The sequence below is a fragment of the Gilliamella sp. CG25 genome, assembly GCF_046635705.1.
Classification (GTDB): Bacteria; Pseudomonadota; Gammaproteobacteria; order Enterobacterales; family Orbaceae; genus Gilliamella; species Gilliamella apicola_I.
The window spans coordinates 11,875-30,643 of the sequence record NZ_JBIDFJ010000015.1 but is presented as its reverse complement, the minus strand read 5'-3'; the positions used below and the strand labels follow the sequence as shown (position 1 = coordinate 30,643).

Below are 18,769 nucleotides of genomic sequence, written 5' to 3'. Positions count from 1 at the left end.
TTTTTTCAATAAAGCGTTAACAATTAAGATTGTTCAGCAACACGTTTTAATAATGCACGTGTATCTTCAATATACATTTTAGCGCGTTCAATTGGGGATTTAGATAAAGCTAATTCGTCATTACAACATTCAATTGAAATCGGCATTTCAGGTAAAGCTTTCAACAAAGATACAAGGTCAATACCACCACGCCCCGGGGATAAACGATAGTTACGGGCTTGATAAAGTAGTCCTTCTGTGTCTTGAGGTTTTTCTTTAGTACCATCACACAGTTGCATATAACGCCAACAATCTTTAGGTACTTTTTTCAAATCGTCAAGGGTATTTGGACCTCGATCAAAATGCAGGGGATCAATTATCATACCTTGATTGTTTTGATTCGCTTTTTTTAGCAGTTCAACACCGGCATTGACGCCAGGTATGTTTGTCCATGGCATCGGTTCGATATTGATAGCAATGCCAAGGGGAGCGGCAATGTCACAAAGCTGGGCAAAATTATCGGCTAGTCGATTTTGATCGGGATCGTTACCCGCCAAAAGTACCTGACTGGCACCTAATCTTGCGCCTGTTTCCAGTACGGGTAAAAAGTTAATGACACGGGTATCGGGTTTTAAACGGAAGATTTCTATATCTAATACCTTAATTCCTGTCTCTTTTAAACGGCGTTCAATTTCTCGAACCAATGGCGTATCGCCGACGGTCGCATATACCGGTTCAGTTGGCGTAGCCGGTATGAGCCTCAAACCGACATGAGTATAACCCGCTTCTGCTGCAACGAGGACTTGGTTAGCAGGTGAAACATCTAAGACAGTTAACGCTGCCAATCCAATTGGACGGTTAGACATATCTTTCTCCTTAATTAAAAATTTAATTCATCTAAAGCATAAAATTAGTGTAATTTTTAAATAAGCCACATTATGATTCATTATTATATTTCTATAAATATAATGATTTCTATTAAAAATATCTATTATTTAAAATAGCCATTTATTCTGTAATTAGCAAGGATAAAAAAAGGATTTTTATCAAAATGAGATCTTTATCAATAAAAAATTAATCAGACAGTTATAAAAAATATGGGGAGTTTATTGAGCAATGTGTTGATTTTGCTTTTTATTTTAATCTGTCACTTAAAATCCATTTAGACGTCAACTATTTTTAGAATAATCATGGTTACAAGCCAGTATTTACTATCAATTGCACTTTCTATAGTCATCCACTAAAATAATTAACTTTGTTTATTTAAGAGAATATATCTATGAATACAGTTTTTGAGCTTTTATCGTCAATAAACGCTGTGGTTATTGCGGTAATTTGTATGTTAATTTTATCTCTTTGCCGTGTTCATGTGGTAATTAGCTTAATTATTGGTGCTTTTGTTGGTGGCTTATTTAGCCATTTAACGTTAAAACAAACCATTGATGCATTCAATACAGGTATTAGCAATGGTGCAAATATCGCTCTTTCTTATGCTATGCTTGGTGCTTTTGCGGTTGCAATTTCAAAATCGGGATTGCCAGAATTATTAGCTGATAAAGCGGTTAAACAGTTGACAACGAGCAGTGCTAAAAAACGCATAAAATGGTTATTAATTATTATTATTGCTTTGGTCAGTATTTCTTCACAAAATATCATACCTATCCATATTGCTTTTATTCCACTGTTAATCCCACCACTATTATATGTGATGTCTCGATTACAGTTAGATAGACGAATGATTGCCTGTATAATGACATTTGGACTCATTACACCTTATATGTTCTTACCGGTTGGTTTTGGTAATATCTTTTTAAATCAAATTTTATTAAAAAATATCACTGCGTCCGGCATGGATGTTAGTCATGTGAATGTAATGCATGCTATGGCGATACCAGCGCTAGGGATGTTTGTTGGACTACTTTGGGCAATTTTTGTCAGTTACCGTAAACCAAGAGAATATAAAATTATTCGTGAAGAGACGAATTTAGAAACGGTAAATAGTGTAAATAAGCGTTCACTTATTGTGTCTTTATTGGCGATTGTTCTCTCTTTTGCTATCCAACTTTATACAGGTTCAATGATTTTAGGGGCGCTAATTGGTTTTATTTGCTTTATTGTTTCGGGAACCATTAAATGGGGTGAAGCAGACGGCGTTTTTACCGATGGCATCAAAATGATGGCCATGATTGGTTTTGTTATGATTTCTGCCCAAGGCTTTGCCGAAGTGCTAAAACAAACAAATGATATTGAACCGTTAGTGATTAACAGTGCTGCTTTATTCGCGGGTAATAAAGTTATTGCTTCATTTATGATGATGTTAGTCGGATTGGTGATCACGTTAGGTATCGGTTCGTCATTCTCGACGGTGCCTATTATTGCGGCAATCTATGTCCCACTTTGTATTCAACTTGGCTTTTCACCTATTGCAACAGTCTGTTTAATTGGTGCTTCTGGAGCGATTGGTGATGCTGGTTCTCCGCCTTCTGATACTATTTTAGCAACGTCGGCTGGGCTTAATAGTGATGGTCAGCATGATCATATTCGTGATAGTGTTATTCCAACATTCACCCATTTTAATATCCCTTTATTTATTGCGGGTTGGGTTGGATCGTTAATTCTGTAATAACATTAATAAAGGCTGTCATTGCTTATGAATAACAAGTTATATCAAAATATCCGAGCGGTTTGTGCTCAGGCTATTTTTAATGTGTTGGAAGAAGGGCAATCGCTTAGTTCTGCATTGATGACTTTAAATCCTAAAATTGCCGATAAAGATAAAGCGTTAGTTCAAGAAATCTGTTTCGGGGTAATGCGGGTATTACCTGAACTGAATTTCTATATTCATAGCTTGATGAACAAAGTGCTTACTGGTAAAAATAGAGTTTTACACTATTTATTGTTAGTGGGTGTTTACCAAGTTCTCTATACCCGTATTCCGGAGCATGCAGCAGTAGGAGAAACAGTTAACGCGGTTAAGGAATTAAAAAAAATCGCTCTCAAAGGATTAATTAATGGTGTGTTGCGGGAATTTTTGCGTCAACAAGCTGTTTTGACAAACAAATTTTCGCAAGACAGTAAACAAGATACAGCCCGAACTCTCCATCCGACGTGGTTACTAACTCGTCTTAAGCAAGCCTATCCACAGCAGTGGCAAGCAATTGTAGCGGCTAATAATCAAAAACCTCCGATGTGGTTGCGAGTGAATCTTAATCACTATTCAGTGAGTGAGTACCAACAAATGCTTACCGAAGCAGGCATTGAATCACAAGCTTGTACAGCTATACCTTCTGCCATTAGGTTATTACAGCCCGTTAATGTGACCAAATTGCCCTATTTTTCTGAAGGTGCGGTGACCGTACAAGACTTGTCTGCACAATATGCGGCTTATCTACTTGCCCCGCAAAATGGCGAGCAAATTTTAGATATGTGTGCAGCACCTGGTGGTAAAACTACACATATTTTAGAAGTCGCCCCAAATGCTCAAGTATTAGCGGTTGATGTTGATGCGAGTCGTGCTAAACGGATTAATGACAATTTAACGCGTTTAAAACAATGTGCTGAAGTGAAAGTTGGTGATGGATTAACGCCAGAAAAATGGTGCGCAGGGCGTCAATTTGACCGGATTTTACTTGATGCCCCATGTTCAGCTACGGGCGTTATTCGGCGTCATCCAGATATAAAATGGTTACGTCGTGATAGTGATATAGCCCAACTCACTGAGTTACAACATGCGATCTTAACGAATATTTGGCCTTATTTAAAAACAGGTGGTACTTTAGTCTATGCGACTTGTTCAATTCTTCCAGAAGAGAATAGATTGCAAATTGAGCGTTTTTTACATGAAAATAGTGATGCAAAATTGCAAGGCGAGGTTAAACAGTTTTTACCTACCGACAACGGCGGTGATGGGTTTTTTTATGCGGTTTTAACCAAACATAGCTAACAGAACGTTTAATGTGATGATGTCTGCCTCACGCTATATCATCACATTTTGTCATTAGCAGTAACTTTTTATCAATTCAGCTAATTCCTGTCCATGTTTTAAGGCTTTGGTTCTTATTTCTGTTTTATCATCAAATGGCGATACACCATATAATAATGCTGGTGGAAGATATTCCATTTGTATATACAGAGACGAAAATTTTACTGATTCAAGAAAGTGGTCAATTAAATTTTCACCGTATTCTTGGTAACTTTTTTGCCCTATTGTTAAACTCTGCAATAACTTTTTACCTTTTAATTTATCACCTTGTGAGCCATAAGCAAATTGGTAAGTCAACACTTCATCAAACCATAACTTTAATATAGCTGGCATATTAAACCAATACATAGGATATTGAAGAATAATAAGATCATGTCTCAATAATGCGGCTTGTTCTTGTTCTACATCGATTTGATAATTAGGGTAAAGTTGATGTATATTTCGGATTTCAAGATCGGTAACAGTTTGCTGTAATGTCTCAATAATTGTTTTGTTAGCAATGGATTGCGCCATATTGGGATGGCCTAAAATCATTAATGTCATAGTAATTTCCTTTCCTTTTATGTAAAAAATGCACGTTACTCAATTGTATAAACTATATACTAGTATAAAAATAATACTAGTATAAACTAAATTATAGGTTAATTATTGGTCGCTTGGACAATTTTTAGTAGATGTGGTAAATTCTCGGTTTATTTTGTGTTATAAAGATATTTGTAATGGCTTATACTCTCACCTATAGTGATCTCCCCGAAAATATTCAAAACTGGCAAGGTTTACCATTATCTTTGAATGGTTGTGAAGTGGTTCCGCTTGACTATAATGCAGGTAAAACAGGTTGGATCATCTATGGTAAAAAATTAAATAAAACGATACTGTCAAAATTCCAAAATCAGTTGGCGATGCCAATGGTAATAGTTTCTTCTTGGAAAATTAAAACTTACCAAATTGTCCGGATTGCTGGCGTTATGCCTAAAAAGGCAAAATCTATTTCCCTAGCATTAGGCATTGATGTATCACCTATTGATAATTTACCCACCTTACACTCACCGGGTTTGCTTGTTATGGATATGGATTCCACGGCGATTAAAATTGAATGCATCGATGAACTTGCCAAATTATATGGTGTTGGACATCAAGTAGCGGCTGTTACCGAGCAAGCTATGCGGGGCGAGTTAGACTTTGCGACCAGTTTACGTAAGCGAGTTGCAACCTTGAAAGGGGCTCCTCAAGAACTCTTACAGCAAGTAAAAAATGGATTACCTTTGACATCGGGACTGACTTATCTAGTTAAAGAATTACAAAAAAGAAATTGGTATGTCGCTATCGCATCAGGGGGATTTACCTATTTTGCCGACCATTTAAAACAAAAATTAAAATTGGTCGATGCGTATGCAAATGAGTTAGAAATCAAAAATGATAAATTAACCGGTAAAGTGACGGGTCAAATAGTCGATGCCAAATTTAAAGCTCGAACATTACAGAATTTAGCTGCATCGTTAGATATACCCATTGAACAAACGGTTGCTATTGGCGATGGTGCGAATGATTTAATGATGATTCGAATTGCAGGTCTTGGTGTGGCTTATCATGGTAAACCTAAAGTGGTTGAAAAGGCTCGAATTAGCATTAATTATGCAGATTTAACTGGATTATGGTGTATCTTATCGACCAGTTTATTAAGTGAAGGTTAGGAGATTAAGTTGGCAAAAACCGTTAAACGTGCTTTTGTTTGTAATGATTGTGGTGCAGATTATCCTCGTTGGCAAGGTCAATGTAGTGCATGTCATGCTTGGAATACCATTACCGAAGTTAGGCTGGCAAGTGCATCATCACGCAATGATCGGTTAACCGGTTATGCAGGTAGTGGCGTTGGACAGGCAAAAATTCAAAAACTGTCTGAAATCAGTTTAGAAGCGTTGCCTAGATTCTCTACCGGCTTTTCCGAATTTGACCGAGTGTTAGGGGGCGGTGTTGTCCCTGGTAGTGCAATTCTCATTGGGGGTAATCCGGGTGCCGGTAAAAGTACCCTGTTATTACAAACCATGAGTAAGCTTTCAACGCAAATGAACACCCTTTATGTAACGGGTGAAGAGTCCTTACAGCAAGTGGCTATGCGTGCTCATCGCTTAGGACTACCAACCGATAATATTAATATGCTGTCAGAAACCAGTATTGAGCAGATCTGTTTGCTGGCTGAACAATCACAACCTAAACTCATGGTTATTGATTCCATCCAAGTTATGCATCTTGCTGATATTCAATCATCGCCGGGGAGTGTCGCTCAAGTGCGGGAAACCGCTGCTTATTTAACTCGTTTTGCTAAAACCAAAGGCATAGCCATTATTATGGTTGGACATGTTACTAAAGATGGGTCACTTGCCGGTCCTAAAGTCCTTGAACACTGCATCGATTGTTCAATTTTATTAGATGGTGATGCGGATTCCAGATTTAGGACGTTGCGTAGCCATAAAAACCGGTTTGGTGCAGTGAATGAATTAGGTGTTTTTGCCATGACCGAGCAAGGATTGAAAGAAGTCAGTAATCCATCAGCGATTTTTTTAAGTCGTGGGGATGAAATGCTACCCGGTAGCTCGGTGATGGTGTTATGGGAAGGGACACGTCCATTATTGGTTGAGATTCAAGCGCTGGTAGACCATTCAATGTATGGGAATCCAAGACGCGTAACAGTTGGGCTTGATCAGAATCGATTAGCCCTTTTACTGGCGGTCTTGCATCGGCATGGTGGATTACAAATGGCTGACCAAGACATTTTCGTTAATGTCGTCGGTGGTGTAAAAGTTACTGAAACCAGTGCCGATTTAGCTTTGATTGCCGCCTTAGTATCAAGTTTTCGAAATCGTCCACTGCCACAAGATGTGGTTATTTTTGGCGAGATTGGCTTAGGTGGCGAGATTCGCCCTGTGCCAAGTGGTCAAGAGCGGATTTCTGAAGCGGCAAAACATGGCTTTAAAAAAGCGATAGTACCGATTGCCAATATGCCGAAAAAGAGACCTGAAAATATGCAAGTTTTTGGTGTCAAAAAAGTTTCTGAAGCTTTAGATATTTTGAATGATTTATAGCTAATTGGTTGATGCGTCTGTTATTTTGCCGACAAAAAATACCGGCAAAATAACAGTTAAATAAGCTATTTTAGATGATGTGTTAATAACAGATCTCATAACAAGGTTGATAAGCCGTTCCACCCGGTAATTTCATCCGATCTTGTTTAACAAAGCTACGTAATAAATCATCCAACTGTTTCATTATTTCCTTATCGCCTTGTAACTTATAAGGGCCTCGTTCAGCAATTTGTTTCATACCAAACTCCTTCACATTACCGGCAACAATTCCCGAAAATGCACGACGTAAATCAGCGGCTAATAATTCCACAGGCTGATCTTTGTGTAAATTCAATGAAGCCATATTTTCATGAATGGGTTCAAAAGGTTGTTGTAACGAACCATCAATTTTAAGGAGCCAGTTAAAACCGTAAGCATCACCTGTTTTTAAGCGTGAGGATTTAACATGTTTAACCCCTTTTTTCATAATGCGTGCAACTTGTTCTGGCGAATCAATAATAATTTGATAAAGCTTGGTGGCTTCTTCGCCTAAGGTTTGACGAATAAAGTCATCGATGGCAGCAAAATAACCTTCGCATTCTTTAGGGCCAGTTAAGATAAGTGGCAATGTCTGATCTTTATTTGCAGGGTTTAACATAATGCCTAAAATATAGAGCAGTTCCTCAGCAGTACCTGGACCACCAGGGAAGATAATAATACCGTGTGCCATACGGACAAAAGCTTCAAGCCGTTTTTCAATATCTGGCATGATGATAAGCTCATTGACCAAGGCATTAGGTGGTTCAGCGGCAATAATTGAAGGTTCAGTCATCCCAATAAAACGGCTATCTTTATAGCGTTGCTGAGCATGACCAACAGCGGCGCCTTTCATGGGAGCTTCCATAATGCCGGGGCCACAGCCAGTGCAGATATTAAGCTCACGTAGCCCTAACTGCATGCCGACTTGACGGGCATAATAATATTCGTTTTCATTAATTGAGTGACCACCCCAGCAAACCACAAGATTAGGCTCTTCGCCGACATGTAGCGCATTAGCATTACGTAAAATCGAAAAAACCAAATTAGTAATATAATAGGAATGATCTTTATCAAGGTTGACATTCGACACTAATTGCTTAACAGCACTGATTTGACTATTTAAAAAAAGAATATCGCGCAACACCGCAAAAAGGTTAGCTTGAATTGAACGGATGATGCGTTTATCTACAAAAGCACTTTCTGGCGCATCGATGAGCTCTAGCTTAACGCCTCGTTCTTTACTAATCACATTAATTTCGAACGATTGAAACCTATCTAATAGCTCTTTCGTATTATCGGTTTTACTACCCGCATTCAGTGTTGCCAATGAGCAATTTCGAAATAATTGATATAATTCACTATTTGCTGATCTCTTTAGAATATCCACTTCAGCTTGAGCGAGTAAATCCATAGATCCTAATGGACTTATATGGGTGGTAATCATCACAACCTCCATTTGACGGTTTTATCGACAAAGGAGTTATTATATACTCAAACAGATTGAATAAGTAAAGTTTATAAAATGAACTTTTTTCAATTTTATCGTAATTATTCTAAATTGAGAGCTATAAAGTAGAGTAGAATTATTTTTTGATATTGATTATCATGATAGCGAAAAAATAAAGGAATATTTTCAAATGAAAAATGAGTTTTATTTATTAAAAGGAACCGTTAGCCATTTAAGGAAAGGAGAAAAAGATACAGGTGCTTTTCCGTTAATTTGTTCAATAACTGCTTTTTTCTGTTATTTATTTGGATGGTGCCCACAATTAAATGGGAAATATTTTTTTTGTTTTGTTGGCAATAAGCAAGTTGATGGTCGGCTGACAAAGATTGCTTTTAATGATGGTGATTATGTCGAAATAATAGTTAAACCAACGCAAGATGATACCTACCAGGCTTATGCCGTCCGAATACCTCAACAGCATGCAATTATCTTCCCTCGTCCGCTTGGAGCTTCAACTTTAGAACTGCTAAAACTCACTTTTATTATGGTTTCAATCTTTTTTGTTCCTATGTTTTTGCTGTTTTTTATTGTCGGATTATGTGATGATGCTTCTTTTACTTATTATTTTAGTGTGATTAAAAATGGTTTTTGGGGATGGAGTATTGCAATAATTCTTTTCTTTTTTTGGGTAGGAGGGGGATACTCTTTTTTTTCTAATAAGATTTTTTCATGTTTAGGATATCTTGAGCCTTGGCGATATAGTGCTGAAAAGGAAACAGAGAGATTCAAAAAATTACACTCTCGTCAAGATTCGGAAATATTTAACGATCCACAAACACCTGATTTTCAACGATTAAAAATATTTAAAGGAAAGGTTAACTACTATTGTAGAACGCCAATATTACCAGATTGGCTTAAGGTGATTGATGAAAGATCAATAACCAATAAAAATAAAACCTGATAACTTTCTAATTTCAATGAAGTAATTTACGGATAGATGACAAAAATAAAAAATTAAGGAAATATTATGACTCAAAGCACGACAATAAATTCAGAATGAGCATTCAGATAATGACTTAATTGAAGATATTCTGTTAAAACAGTTTTTGAAAGAACAGTCACAAGGTGCATATTGGCTTGCATTATATCCAAAAAAATATGATATACCGAAAGAGGTCATTGTTATTCAGACTGATAAAAATGATGAATCAACTTAACCTTTGAATTTTATTCAGGATGTTTGAATTGATTAATTGATTATAGTCAAAAAATATTGTCTATGTTAGACTAAACCAAACTCTGAAGCTTTTTCACCTAAGTGTTGCCTTGGCCTGTTTCATATGGTGAATTAGCCGCGGTATAGCGCAGAAATGGCTATGCTTCCCGATTTGGATAAGGTGTTTTTTTTATATGCAATTAGTGGATAATTATCAGCGTCGATTTCAATATCTGCGCTTGTCGATTACCGAACTATGTAATTTTAAATGTCAGTATTGTTTACCCAATGGTTATCATCCTAATAAGCCTCACCATTTTTTATCGCTTAATGAAATTGATAATATTGTGTCAACATTTACTGAGCTTGGTGTTCATAAAATTCGACTTACTGGTGGTGAGCCGACATTGCGCCGAGATTTTACCGAAATTTTGTCGGTTATTTCGTCTTATCCCAGTATTCGTGAGCTTGCAATCACGACCAATGGCACACGGTTATTAAAAAATATCAACTATTGGCATCAAGCCGGTCTAAATTCAATCAATATTAGTATAGATAGTTTTTCCCCTCATATATTCAAACTGATCACAGGTCAAGATAAGCTGAAAGAGCTGATTGCTGGCGTTGAAAAAACGTTAGAAATTGGCATACCGAAAGTGAAGATTAATACTGTTTTAATGAAAGATCTCAACAGCCATTTATCAGATTATTTATCTTGGATTAAATATAGACCGGTTGAGTTGCGTTTTATTGAGCTTATGGAAACCAATGAAAGCCGTAATCTATTTCATCGTTATCACTTAGCCGGTCAATCAATTGAACGTCAATTGATTGAGCAAGGTTGGCAGTTACAACCGAAGCAAGCTCTATCAGGGCCGGCAAAAGTTTATGCACATGATGATTATCAAGGTAAAATTGGTCTTATCATGCCATATTCAAAAGATTTTTGTAAAAGTTGCAATCGATTGCGAGTGTCATCAATTGGGCAGTTACACTATTGTCTGTTTGGAGATTCGGCGATTGATTTACGTGATTTACTGGTCAGTGCAGACCAAAAAGCACAACTTAAATCACGCATTCTTGCCTCATTGGTAGTCAAACCAGAAAAACATCGATTACACGATAATCAAGTGGGTATGATGCCTAACTTATGTTACATTGGTGGTTAATACTGCATTTTGTTTCGGGATAGTTGAAAGCTGCCAATGTGCTATTGCCCAATCTAATAATTGTTGTTGGGTTGCATCTTGCCAATCTTGTGGTATCTGTTGCCCTAAAAATTGCAGAGCTTGAATGGTTAGTGAGGTTGGATTATCCAATTCGATTGGTTTAGCATGATTTTGTTTAGACAGTTTATTACCATTATGATCTAAGACTAGTGGTAAATGGCAATAGGTTGGAACGGTAAAGCCTAACTGTTGATAAAGTGATATCTGTTTTGCGGTAACCGGTAGCAAATCAGCACCACGAACTATTTCGGTAATGCCTTGCTGATGATCATCCAGAACGACGACCAAATTATAAGCAAATAGTCCATCTTTTCGGTGAATAATAAAATCTTCTTGCGCACTTGCTGGTTCAACTGTTTGTAATCCAAGAATGTTATCTTCAAATTCAAAGATCGGATGGGTTTGCTTTAACCGAATGGCAAAATGTTGCTGGTGGTTCGGAGTTAAATTTCGCTGACGGCAAAAGCCATCATAAATATGATTGGTCAGATGATGGATTCGTTGTCTCGAACAGTCGCAATAGTAGGCTTGCTGTTTGGAAAGTAATGATTGCAATACCGATTGATAACGTTCACTACATGTTGATTGGTATAGAACATCATCCCAAAACAGATTGAATATTTCTAATGTTTTTAAAATGAGTGAGGAAGCGCCTTTGACTTCGCGTGGTGGATCGATATCTTCAATACGGACTAACCATTTACCTTGATAAGCTTTAGCTTGTAAATAGCTACCGAGAGCCGTCACCAACGAACCAAAATGTAATGGTCCGGATGGTGAGGGAGCAAAACGACCAATATAGCACATGGGCTTATCTGGTAGTGTAATGTTTGAGGAAAGTAATTAAAATTACATTCCCATTTGTTTTTCGCGAAGTTCCGCTAACGTTTTACAATCGATACATAGATCCGCCGTAGGTCTAGCTTCAAGGCGACGAATACCAATCTCAACGCCACAAGATTCACAAAAACCAAAATCATCAGTTTCAATTTTCTTTAATGTCTTTTCAATTTTTTTGATCAGTTTACGTTCTCTATCGCGTGCTCTTAACTCTAGACTGAACTCCTCTTCTTGAGTTGCTCGGTCAGCTGGATCTGGAAAATTTGCAGCCTCATCTTGCATGTGCGAGACTGTTTTGCCCATTTCGCCTTGTAATTGCGCAAGCCATGCTTCTAAGATAAGTTTGAAATGTTTCAATTGCTTAGGGTTCATATACTCCTCGCCTTTCGCCTCTTTATAAGGCTCAAGCCCAGCAATTGAAAGCAGGCTAAGAGAAGATGTATTAACTTTTTGTTCCTTTTTCACAGCAATCCCCTTAAGTACAGATTATTTGCAAGCGCTAAACTATAGCAATAAATTAGCCATTGGCAAAATTTTTTTATGATTTTTTTTACATAATTAGAGCAAATTAACATAACTATATGTATTAATGTATATAATTATGCTATCCACTGTTTCATGTCATTTTTAGGACACTTAGCAACAAGATCTGACAATTTGTCATTATCGGGTAAGACGAGTTCTGGCTCAATATCAAAGAGTGGATAAAGGACAAACTCTCGGTTTTTCATGTGGTAATGCGGTATGGTTAATCGTTCACTATTGATAATCAAATCATCATATAAAAGAATATCCAAATCTAAAGTTCTTGCCCCCCAACGATTATCTTTGCGAACTCGCCCTTGTGATTTTTCAATCGATTGTAAGGCATCTAATAATTCAATTGGTGAAAGGCTCGTTGTTAACTTAATCACAGCGTTGAGATAATCATTTTGATCTTGTGGCCCTAAAGGTTTACTGCGGTAAAAAGGTGAGACTTTAACCAGTTGAGTATGAGGCAATTGAGTTAAAGCGGCTATTGCTCGATTTGCTTGAGCAAAAGGATCGTCAAGGTTACTTCCTAACGCGATATAACAAGTTGACATAATTAGATAAGTGAAATTTTAGGTTAATCATTTGTCATCTATATTAGCATACTAATGATGAGTCAAAAATAGTTATATGAAGGGAAAAAGACGACTGCTTGATGCAATAGTATTAAGTTTAGTTATTAAAATATAACTAGATAATCTTTAACTTAACGCTGATTTTACGCTATTTTGGTCAAGTCTATTTATGATAGTTTGATGAGTGAATATATGATGAACTTAAACCAACAATTATGCTTGTTAATTAAAAATACGCCTATTCTTAGTGATTCGACTGTTATTAATAATGCGATTAATGGCATCGTCGATTATTTTGCATGTTGTTTACAAGCTCGTCAGGATATGAATGTTCAAAGATTACTCGCTTGGATAAAAGAAGAAGGGGGGCATGAGCGGTCTTGGCTGATTGGTCAAAAAAAGTTAGCTACACCACGTCAAGCGGCATTATTCAATGGTTTTCAAGCCCACTGTTTAGATTATGATGATGTTCATTCAGATATACGAGGCCATCCTTCAGCGGTGATTTTATCGGCACTGTTTGCCAGTATTCGATTAGATCATATGCCATTCCAGATTGATGGACGGCGATTTTTAACGGCTTATGTTATTGGTCTTGAAGTCATGGCGTTGCTGGGTAAAAGCGTCAATCCACAACATTATGAAAAAGGATGGCATGCCACTATTACGCTTGGTGGCATAGCAGCCACAGCCGCAATTTGTTATTTGTATGATGAACCTTTTTTAACGCAAGCATTAGCACTTGCAGCAACCCAAGCTTCGGGTATGCGCTTGTTAATGGGCACACCCATAAAATTTTTACATGCAGGACTGGCTGCGCAACATGCCATCCAAACTGTTGATTGGTTAAGAGCAGGACTACAAGCAGATCAAAATTTTTTAGATGAAAATTTAGGATTTCTCGCCATGTATGGACAAGGGAATACGGCGTTGAATTTAACCCGTTGGGCAAAGCCTTGGAAGATAATTGACCCTGGATTGTGGTTTAAAACTTATAGTTTTTGTTCCGCTGGATCCTATATTGCGGATGCCGGACAATTACTTTCTCGACATCCACAATTTCGTGTTGAGAATGTGGCTAACATTACCCTTTACTTTGCGCCACCTAAGAGTGATGCGGCATTAATTTATCAACAGCCAACCCTTGCTGAGCAAGGGCGCTTTTCAGCTGAATATATTTTGGCCTTAATTTTATTAGGTTTACCCACTGATTTTAAGGCATTTTCGGCAACGCCAATCGCTGACAACATTCAACAACTGATGCAAAAAATGCAACGCAGTTATCACATCACCCTTGCACCACATCCTCAAGCTTATAACGGTCGTTATGTGGTGGTTGAGATATTACTCAATAACGGTCAAAAAATCAGCCAACGCATCGACTTTCCCAAAGGATCACCAAAGAATCCATACAGCCAAAATGAAATGACAGCAAAACTCGTAAACGCTATTGATGATCAACCAACTGCAATAGCGCTAAGCCAAGATATCCAAGCATTTGCAAAAGGGTTAGATGTCAGCGATTTTATAAAGCGTTATATAGTTAAGTTATAGTTGAAAAATCTTGATTCACTTAAAAGAATAAAAATTAAAGTTTGTTAATAAGGTGATATTTACTATTACGTGAATTCTAAATAGGGGGGCGATGTAAAATCCCCCCAATTTCTTATCTCGATATAAGCATTTAGTGAGCGAACGTTTTTTTCTTTATTAAATTTCGAAATTAATATCATCAGTTAGCTGACGCAAAAAACGTTGAGTTAACTCGTTTTGTGGATGATCGATAAGAGTTTTAGCATAGCCTTCTTCTACAACAACGCCATTTGCCATAAAGATAATTCGGTCAGCAACATATTTAGCAAATTCCATTTCGTGAGTAACAATGATCATCGTGATATTTTCTTTAGCAAGCTGTAACATGACTTGCAGCACCTCGTGTACACGCTCTGGATCGAGTGCCGATGTCGGTTCATCAAATAATAGAACTTTAGGTCTAACCGCTAATGCTCTGGCAATAGCCACCCGTTGTTGTTGCCCGCCGGATAATGTTATTGGATATTGGTCTGCATAAGGTAACATGCCCACTCGCTTTAATAGCATTAATCCTTGTTGTTTGGCTTCGCTTTTATTGATTTTTTTACCCAGAATCAAAGGATAAGTAATGTTCTCTAACGCCGTTTTGTTTTTAAATAAATTATAGTGTTGAAATACCATCGCTGATTGTTTGCGTAATTGTACTTCTTCTTTATGACGATAATGTTCACTATCCAGAATGATATCGCCTATTCGAATTGTACCCGTATTGGGTTTTTCTAATAAATTCAAACAACGTAATAACGTGGATTTACCTGAGCCTGAAGGTCCAATAATGGCGACAACTTCACCTTGTTTTACATGAAGGTTTATCTCTTTTAATACTTGATGATGACCAAACCGTTTAGACAGATGTGATACAGAAATCATGAGCTTGCTCCTTAACGGTAATACGGTTTGCTTAATTTACGTTCTAACTGTTTTTGTAGCCATGAATAAGCAACAACCGTTAGCCAATAAACAATGCCGACCGCTAAATAGGTTTCAAAATAGAGAAAGGAGCTCGCCGTTAGCATTTTGCCTGCTGCTAGCAGTTCTTGTACGCCAACAAAAAAAGCGACAGACGAGTCTTTGAGTAATGAAATAAACATGTTACCGGTATTAGGCAAAGCATTGACCAATGCTTGTGGCAAAATAATGTTTCGGTAAACCTGAATCGTGCTTAGTCCCGAGGTTAGTCCTGCCTCTTTTTGTCCTGGGTCGACTGACGCCAGACCGGCACGGAAAATTTCGGCTAGATAAGCAGAATATTTTAAGCTAAAGCAGACAATAGCGGCGGTTGTTGCTCCCATGTGCTTTAATACAGGAAAGATCTGCGGTAAACCGTAATAAATAATAAAGAGTAATACGACTGAGGGAATCCCACGAAATAGCGAAATAAACAGCGAAAAAATTGCGTCAACAATGATGATTTTATTGTTACGTAACAATGCGATAGTCAAACCTAACACCATAGCAAATAAAATTGAGACAACAGCAATAAAAAGTGTGACCGGTAGATACGGTAATATCTGAGGAAACACACTTAAAAAATAGTTTACATTAAAGTTCATGAGGTAATATCTTCACCAAAATATTTAATCGAAAGATTTTTTAACGTGCCGTTGTTGCGTAACTTGTCCAAAGCTTGATTAAACTTTTCACGTAATGCTTGACCTTTTTCATCTTTACTAAATGGAAAAGCAACTTGCTCAATCGTTATTGGCTCGCCTACTAATTTAAATGGAAGATTTTTACGTTTGATTTCAGCCAGTAAGATGGGTTTTGAATTAACATAACCTTCAACCCGTTGATATTCGGTATCATACATGGCTCCGTCACGGGTTTCGTAAGTTTTAATCGTCACTTCATTATTTGGAAAGGCTTTTTTCAAATTATTGATATGATTTGAACCTAACACGCCAGCAATGGTTTTACCTTTAAAATCAGATAACGTATTAATATCGTTATTTTCTTGATGGGTAACGATCTGGCTACCGTAAAAACTATATGGCTGAGAAAAATCATACTTAGCTTGGCGAGCAGGTGTGATTGCAACGGCATTGGCAATGGTATCTAAACGTCCAGAATCAAACTGTCCCATTAATCCTCCAAATTCAGCGACCACCCATTCGACTTGATAACCCAGTTCATTGGCAATGGCTTCTGTCAGTTCAACATCAAATCCGATTAATTTATCTTGTTGTTTATATCCATTTGGATAACTTTGACCGGTTGAACCGACTCTTATGATCGGCTGCTTTGTGGTCGAATCTTGGCTATTTGTATCGCATCCGAATAATAATGTTAAACTGGCGAGTAGTATCGCAGAGAAAATAGTTCTGATTGTTTTCATTGTTTGTGATTCCTTTTTTTCCATTCAGTGTAGTTTTTATAATTAAAAATTTTTTCAAAATAGAGTGTGGTGTGATCAGGGGTTAAATCGGCTTGCCCAATAGGTTTATAACCTTTGTTGATGTAAAGTGTGGCTAACCATGGATGATTTGCGGCTGTTCCTAATGTCGCCGCAGGAAGTCTTAATTGTTTAATTAAGATTTGTTGTTCAACAAAATCCCATAACGCATGACCGTAGCCTTGACCTTTATATTGTGGGTCAGTGGCAAACCAACCTAAATGCGGTAATCCATAAGGCCCGGGATTATTGCCCCATGGAAAACGAATCGTTAATGTTGAAATTAATTTACCCTGTTTTTCATAGAGATAAACAGCATTTGATTCAATATGATCGGCAATTTGTTTTTGATTAACTGTCGCAGCAGCAAAATGGATACCAAGTTGTAGGGTTGCTTGATAAGCATTATGCAATAGCGTTTGATAAGCTGGGATATCATTTTGCGTCATTAGGCGGAACGTCATACTAAGACTCCACTTTGATCAGCATACCGGATTACTTGTTCCACTTTTTCAGGTGCTAAACCAACATAATTAACGGGTTCTAACCAACTATCGAGTTCATCTTCGGTAAACTCTTTATTCAAGATAGGATCAGCTAATAACACTGCTTTAAAGGTTTTATTTTGCTCAAAAGCTTGCATGGCGCTTTGATAAACCAAACGATGAGCGGTCTGTTTGCCTAATCGCTTGCCTATTTCAAACATCACTTTTTCAGACAGCAGTAAACCATTTTGTAAGGTTAAGTTAGTTAACATGCGTTCAGCATTGACTTTTAACCCTTGCAGTACAGCTAATGCCGTTTGTAGTTGTGAAGAAAGGTAGAGATTAATTTCAGGAAGCGCTATCCACTCGGCTCGCCAACTCATGGCGTCTCGCTCATGTTCAACTTTCATGGATTCATGAATTAAAGCGACACTTTTTAATAATGGTGCGGTTAAGCTAGCTAAGCCTTCTAATGCGGCTGGATTTCGTTTATGAGGCATAGTGGTTGAACCGATTTTTCCGTCAGAAAAGGGCTCTTCAACTTCGTTAATTTCAGTGCGCATTAAATTATAAAACTCATTACCCATTTTACCCAGCGTCCCACTGATTAATGCAATGACGGATGCATATTCGGAAAACCGATCACGTGCAGCTTGCCAACCAATGTTGGGTGTATTGAGGTCTAATAAAGTTAATGTTCTGGCTTCAACTTGTACCCCTAATTTGCCCATGGCGGCATAAGTACAAATTGCACCACTGATATTACCCACTAAAACCCGCTGTTTAATTTCACTTAGCCGTTGTAAATGGCGAACAAACTCATCTAACCAAACGGCAAGTTTAAACCCAAAAGTAGTAGGAAGTGCCTGCATACCATGAGTGCGTCCAACCATAGGTAAATATTGATACTGTTTGGCTAACTTTTTTAATTCACATGCCACCAGTTTGGTGTCACGTTCAATAATGGCAAATGATTGCTTAAGTTGTAAAACGGTTGCCGTATCGACAATATCTTGCGTGGTTGCTCCATAATGAATAAATTGACCGGCATCGCCAACTTGATCTTGTAGCGCATTGATCGTTGACATTAAAGAGTGCTTGGCTTTTGCAGCTTGTTTGGCAATTTGTTCAATGGACAGTTTCGAAGCATCGGCTTTAGCAACGATTGCATCAGCGGCATCGCAAGGAATGACACCTAGTTCACCTTGTGCTTTTGCTAGTGCGACTTCTACAGCAACTTGCTTTTCTAAGCGATTTTGTTCTGACCAAATCGCTCGCATTTCACTGGTACTAAAATTATTACCTAAAATCAAATAATCAATAACATGTGACGCCACCGAAATATCCTCAAAGATTAATTAATGTTTTATTATTCAATTATTAAAGATTATTCAAACAG

The 18,769-nt window shown here is 37.5% G+C and carries 18 protein-coding genes and 1 riboswitch; of the genes, 7 read left to right on the top strand and 11 right to left on the bottom strand.

Annotated features, from left to right (window positions below):
* Nucleotides 1-23 precede the first annotated feature (23 nt).
* Nucleotides 24-845, bottom strand: a complete 822-nt coding sequence (locus ACGH6P_RS10325; RefSeq protein WP_220216030.1) for a sugar phosphate isomerase/epimerase family protein — start codon at nt 843-845, stop codon at nt 24-26.
* A gap of 413 nt (nt 846-1,258) precedes the next feature.
* On the opposite strand from ACGH6P_RS10325, the gene ACGH6P_RS10320 reads away from it, so the two are divergent.
* Both ACGH6P_RS10320 and rsmB read left to right on the top strand, forming a co-directional pair.
* Complete coding sequence (locus tag ACGH6P_RS10320; RefSeq protein WP_220216029.1) at nt 1,259-2,602, top strand: Na+/H+ antiporter family protein; 1,344 nt, start codon at nt 1,259-1,261, stop codon at nt 2,600-2,602.
* A gap of 27 nt (nt 2,603-2,629) precedes the next feature.
* Nucleotides 2,630-3,922 carry a 16S rRNA (cytosine(967)-C(5))-methyltransferase RsmB gene (gene rsmB, locus ACGH6P_RS10315; RefSeq protein WP_411597412.1) on the top strand — a complete coding sequence of 431 codons (1,293 nt, stop codon included), beginning with the start codon at nt 2,630-2,632 and terminating at the stop codon, nt 3,920-3,922.
* A gap of 54 nt (nt 3,923-3,976) precedes the next feature.
* Here rsmB and ACGH6P_RS10310 read toward each other — a convergent pair whose 3' ends face one another.
* Entirely contained in the window at nt 3,977-4,504 is a 528-nt protein-coding gene (locus ACGH6P_RS10310; RefSeq protein WP_220216027.1) for an NAD(P)H-dependent oxidoreductase, read from the bottom strand.
* Between the two features lie 176 nt (nt 4,505-4,680).
* Between ACGH6P_RS10310 and serB the strand changes: the two genes are divergently transcribed.
* Together serB and radA are read left to right on the top strand one after the other, a co-directional pair.
* Nucleotides 4,681-5,655, top strand: a complete 975-nt coding sequence (gene serB, locus ACGH6P_RS10305) for a phosphoserine phosphatase (protein ID WP_267349584.1) — start codon at nt 4,681-4,683, stop codon at nt 5,653-5,655.
* A 9-nt stretch (nt 5,656-5,664) separates the two neighbouring features.
* Nucleotides 5,665-7,044, top strand: a complete 1,380-nt coding sequence (gene radA / locus ACGH6P_RS10300; RefSeq protein WP_267349586.1) for a DNA repair protein RadA — start codon at nt 5,665-5,667, stop codon at nt 7,042-7,044.
* Between the two features lie 82 nt (nt 7,045-7,126).
* Here the strand turns inward: radA and ppnN are convergent, their stop codons facing one another.
* The gene (gene ppnN / locus ACGH6P_RS10295) at nt 7,127-8,503 is read right to left on the bottom strand and encodes a nucleotide 5'-monophosphate nucleosidase PpnN (RefSeq protein WP_220217316.1); all 1,377 of its coding nucleotides are present in this window, start codon (nt 8,501-8,503) and stop codon (nt 7,127-7,129) included.
* Between the two features lie 196 nt (nt 8,504-8,699).
* On the opposite strand from ppnN, the gene ACGH6P_RS10290 reads away from it, so the two are divergent.
* Both ACGH6P_RS10290 and moaA read left to right on the top strand, forming a co-directional pair.
* Nucleotides 8,700-9,470: a hypothetical protein gene (locus tag ACGH6P_RS10290; RefSeq protein WP_411597411.1), complete on the top strand. Its 771-nt coding sequence runs from the start codon at nt 8,700-8,702 to the stop codon at nt 9,468-9,470.
* A gap of 324 nt (nt 9,471-9,794) precedes the next feature.
* Nucleotides 9,795-9,925: riboswitch (molybdenum cofactor riboswitch) on the top strand.
* Nucleotides 9,920-10,894 carry a GTP 3',8-cyclase MoaA gene (gene moaA / locus ACGH6P_RS10285; protein ID WP_411597410.1) on the top strand — a complete coding sequence of 325 codons (975 nt, stop codon included), beginning with the start codon at nt 9,920-9,922 and terminating at the stop codon, nt 10,892-10,894. It overlaps the preceding riboswitch by 6 nt.
* On the opposite strand, the gene gluQRS is transcribed toward moaA, so the two are convergent.
* The 3 genes from gluQRS to folK form a co-directional block, all read right to left on the bottom strand.
* Nucleotides 10,874-11,761 (bottom strand): tRNA glutamyl-Q(34) synthetase GluQRS, encoded by an 888-nt coding sequence (gene gluQRS, locus ACGH6P_RS10280; RefSeq protein ID WP_411597409.1) that lies wholly within the window; start codon nt 11,759-11,761, stop codon nt 10,874-10,876. The two genes, moaA and gluQRS, sit on opposite strands and share 21 nt — an antisense overlap.
* A gap of 42 nt (nt 11,762-11,803) precedes the next feature.
* Nucleotides 11,804-12,259, bottom strand: a complete 456-nt coding sequence (gene dksA, locus ACGH6P_RS10275) for an RNA polymerase-binding protein DksA (protein WP_065559802.1) — start codon at nt 12,257-12,259, stop codon at nt 11,804-11,806.
* Nucleotides 12,260-12,393: 134 nt separating this feature from the next.
* The gene (gene folK / locus ACGH6P_RS10270; protein ID WP_411597408.1) at nt 12,394-12,879 is read right to left on the bottom strand and encodes a 2-amino-4-hydroxy-6-hydroxymethyldihydropteridine diphosphokinase; all 486 of its coding nucleotides are present in this window, start codon (nt 12,877-12,879) and stop codon (nt 12,394-12,396) included.
* Nucleotides 12,880-13,092: 213 nt separating this feature from the next.
* On the opposite strand from folK, the gene ACGH6P_RS10265 reads away from it, so the two are divergent.
* The gene (locus ACGH6P_RS10265) at nt 13,093-14,454 is read left to right on the top strand and encodes an MmgE/PrpD family protein (protein ID WP_411597407.1); all 1,362 of its coding nucleotides are present in this window, start codon (nt 13,093-13,095) and stop codon (nt 14,452-14,454) included.
* Nucleotides 14,455-14,610: 156 nt separating this feature from the next.
* On the opposite strand, the gene ACGH6P_RS10260 is transcribed toward ACGH6P_RS10265, so the two are convergent.
* From ACGH6P_RS10260 to purB, 5 genes are read right to left on the bottom strand one after another with little or no spacing between them, the layout of a single operon-like run.
* Entirely contained in the window at nt 14,611-15,363 is a 753-nt protein-coding gene (locus tag ACGH6P_RS10260; RefSeq protein WP_411597406.1) for an amino acid ABC transporter ATP-binding protein, read from the bottom strand.
* 11 nt (nt 15,364-15,374) lie between these two features.
* The gene (locus ACGH6P_RS10255) at nt 15,375-16,046 is read right to left on the bottom strand and encodes an amino acid ABC transporter permease (RefSeq protein ID WP_220216019.1); all 672 of its coding nucleotides are present in this window, start codon (nt 16,044-16,046) and stop codon (nt 15,375-15,377) included.
* Nucleotides 16,043-16,828: an amino acid ABC transporter substrate-binding protein gene (locus ACGH6P_RS10250; protein WP_411597405.1), complete on the bottom strand. Its 786-nt coding sequence runs from the start codon at nt 16,826-16,828 to the stop codon at nt 16,043-16,045. Before ACGH6P_RS10250 ends, ACGH6P_RS10255 begins: the two co-directional genes overlap by 4 nt.
* The gene (locus tag ACGH6P_RS10245; protein WP_220216017.1) at nt 16,825-17,349 is read right to left on the bottom strand and encodes a GNAT family N-acetyltransferase; all 525 of its coding nucleotides are present in this window, start codon (nt 17,347-17,349) and stop codon (nt 16,825-16,827) included. Before ACGH6P_RS10245 ends, ACGH6P_RS10250 begins: the two co-directional genes overlap by 4 nt.
* A complete protein-coding gene (gene purB / locus ACGH6P_RS10240; protein ID WP_411597404.1) occupies nt 17,346-18,707 on the bottom strand; it encodes an adenylosuccinate lyase in 1,362 nt (453 codons plus the stop codon). Before purB ends, ACGH6P_RS10245 begins: the two co-directional genes overlap by 4 nt.
* Between the last annotated feature and the right edge of the window lie 62 nt (nt 18,708-18,769).

What these genes read in the sequence shown, in the direction of transcription:
- ACGH6P_RS10325 (WP_220216030.1), bottom strand. Translation starts at nt 845, where the DNA reads ATGTCTAACCGTCCAATTGGATTGGCAGCGTTAACTGTCTTAGATGTT.
- ACGH6P_RS10320 (WP_220216029.1), top strand. Translation starts at nt 1,259, where the DNA reads ATGAATACAGTTTTTGAGCTTTTATCGTCAATAAACGCTGTGGTTATT.
- rsmB (WP_411597412.1), top strand. Translation starts at nt 2,630, where the DNA reads ATGAATAACAAGTTATATCAAAATATCCGAGCGGTTTGTGCTCAGGCT.
- ACGH6P_RS10310 (WP_220216027.1), bottom strand. Translation starts at nt 4,504, where the DNA reads ATGACATTAATGATTTTAGGCCATCCCAATATGGCGCAATCCATTGCT.
- serB (WP_267349584.1), top strand. Translation starts at nt 4,681, where the DNA reads ATGGCTTATACTCTCACCTATAGTGATCTCCCCGAAAATATTCAAAAC.
- ACGH6P_RS10290 (WP_411597411.1), top strand. Translation starts at nt 8,700, where the DNA reads ATGAAAAATGAGTTTTATTTATTAAAAGGAACCGTTAGCCATTTAAGG.
- moaA (WP_411597410.1), top strand. Translation starts at nt 9,920, where the DNA reads ATGCAATTAGTGGATAATTATCAGCGTCGATTTCAATATCTGCGCTTG.
- gluQRS (WP_411597409.1), bottom strand. Translation starts at nt 11,761, where the DNA reads ATGTGCTATATTGGTCGTTTTGCTCCCTCACCATCCGGACCATTACAT.
- folK (WP_411597408.1), bottom strand. Translation starts at nt 12,879, where the DNA reads ATGTCAACTTGTTATATCGCGTTAGGAAGTAACCTTGACGATCCTTTT.
- ACGH6P_RS10265 (WP_411597407.1), top strand. Translation starts at nt 13,093, where the DNA reads ATGATGAACTTAAACCAACAATTATGCTTGTTAATTAAAAATACGCCT.
- ACGH6P_RS10260 (WP_411597406.1), bottom strand. Translation starts at nt 15,363, where the DNA reads ATGATTTCTGTATCACATCTGTCTAAACGGTTTGGTCATCATCAAGTA.
- ACGH6P_RS10255 (WP_220216019.1), bottom strand. Translation starts at nt 16,046, where the DNA reads ATGAACTTTAATGTAAACTATTTTTTAAGTGTGTTTCCTCAGATATTA.
- ACGH6P_RS10250 (WP_411597405.1), bottom strand. Translation starts at nt 16,828, where the DNA reads ATGAAAACAATCAGAACTATTTTCTCTGCGATACTACTCGCCAGTTTA.
- ACGH6P_RS10245 (WP_220216017.1), bottom strand. Translation starts at nt 17,349, where the DNA reads ATGACGTTCCGCCTAATGACGCAAAATGATATCCCAGCTTATCAAACG.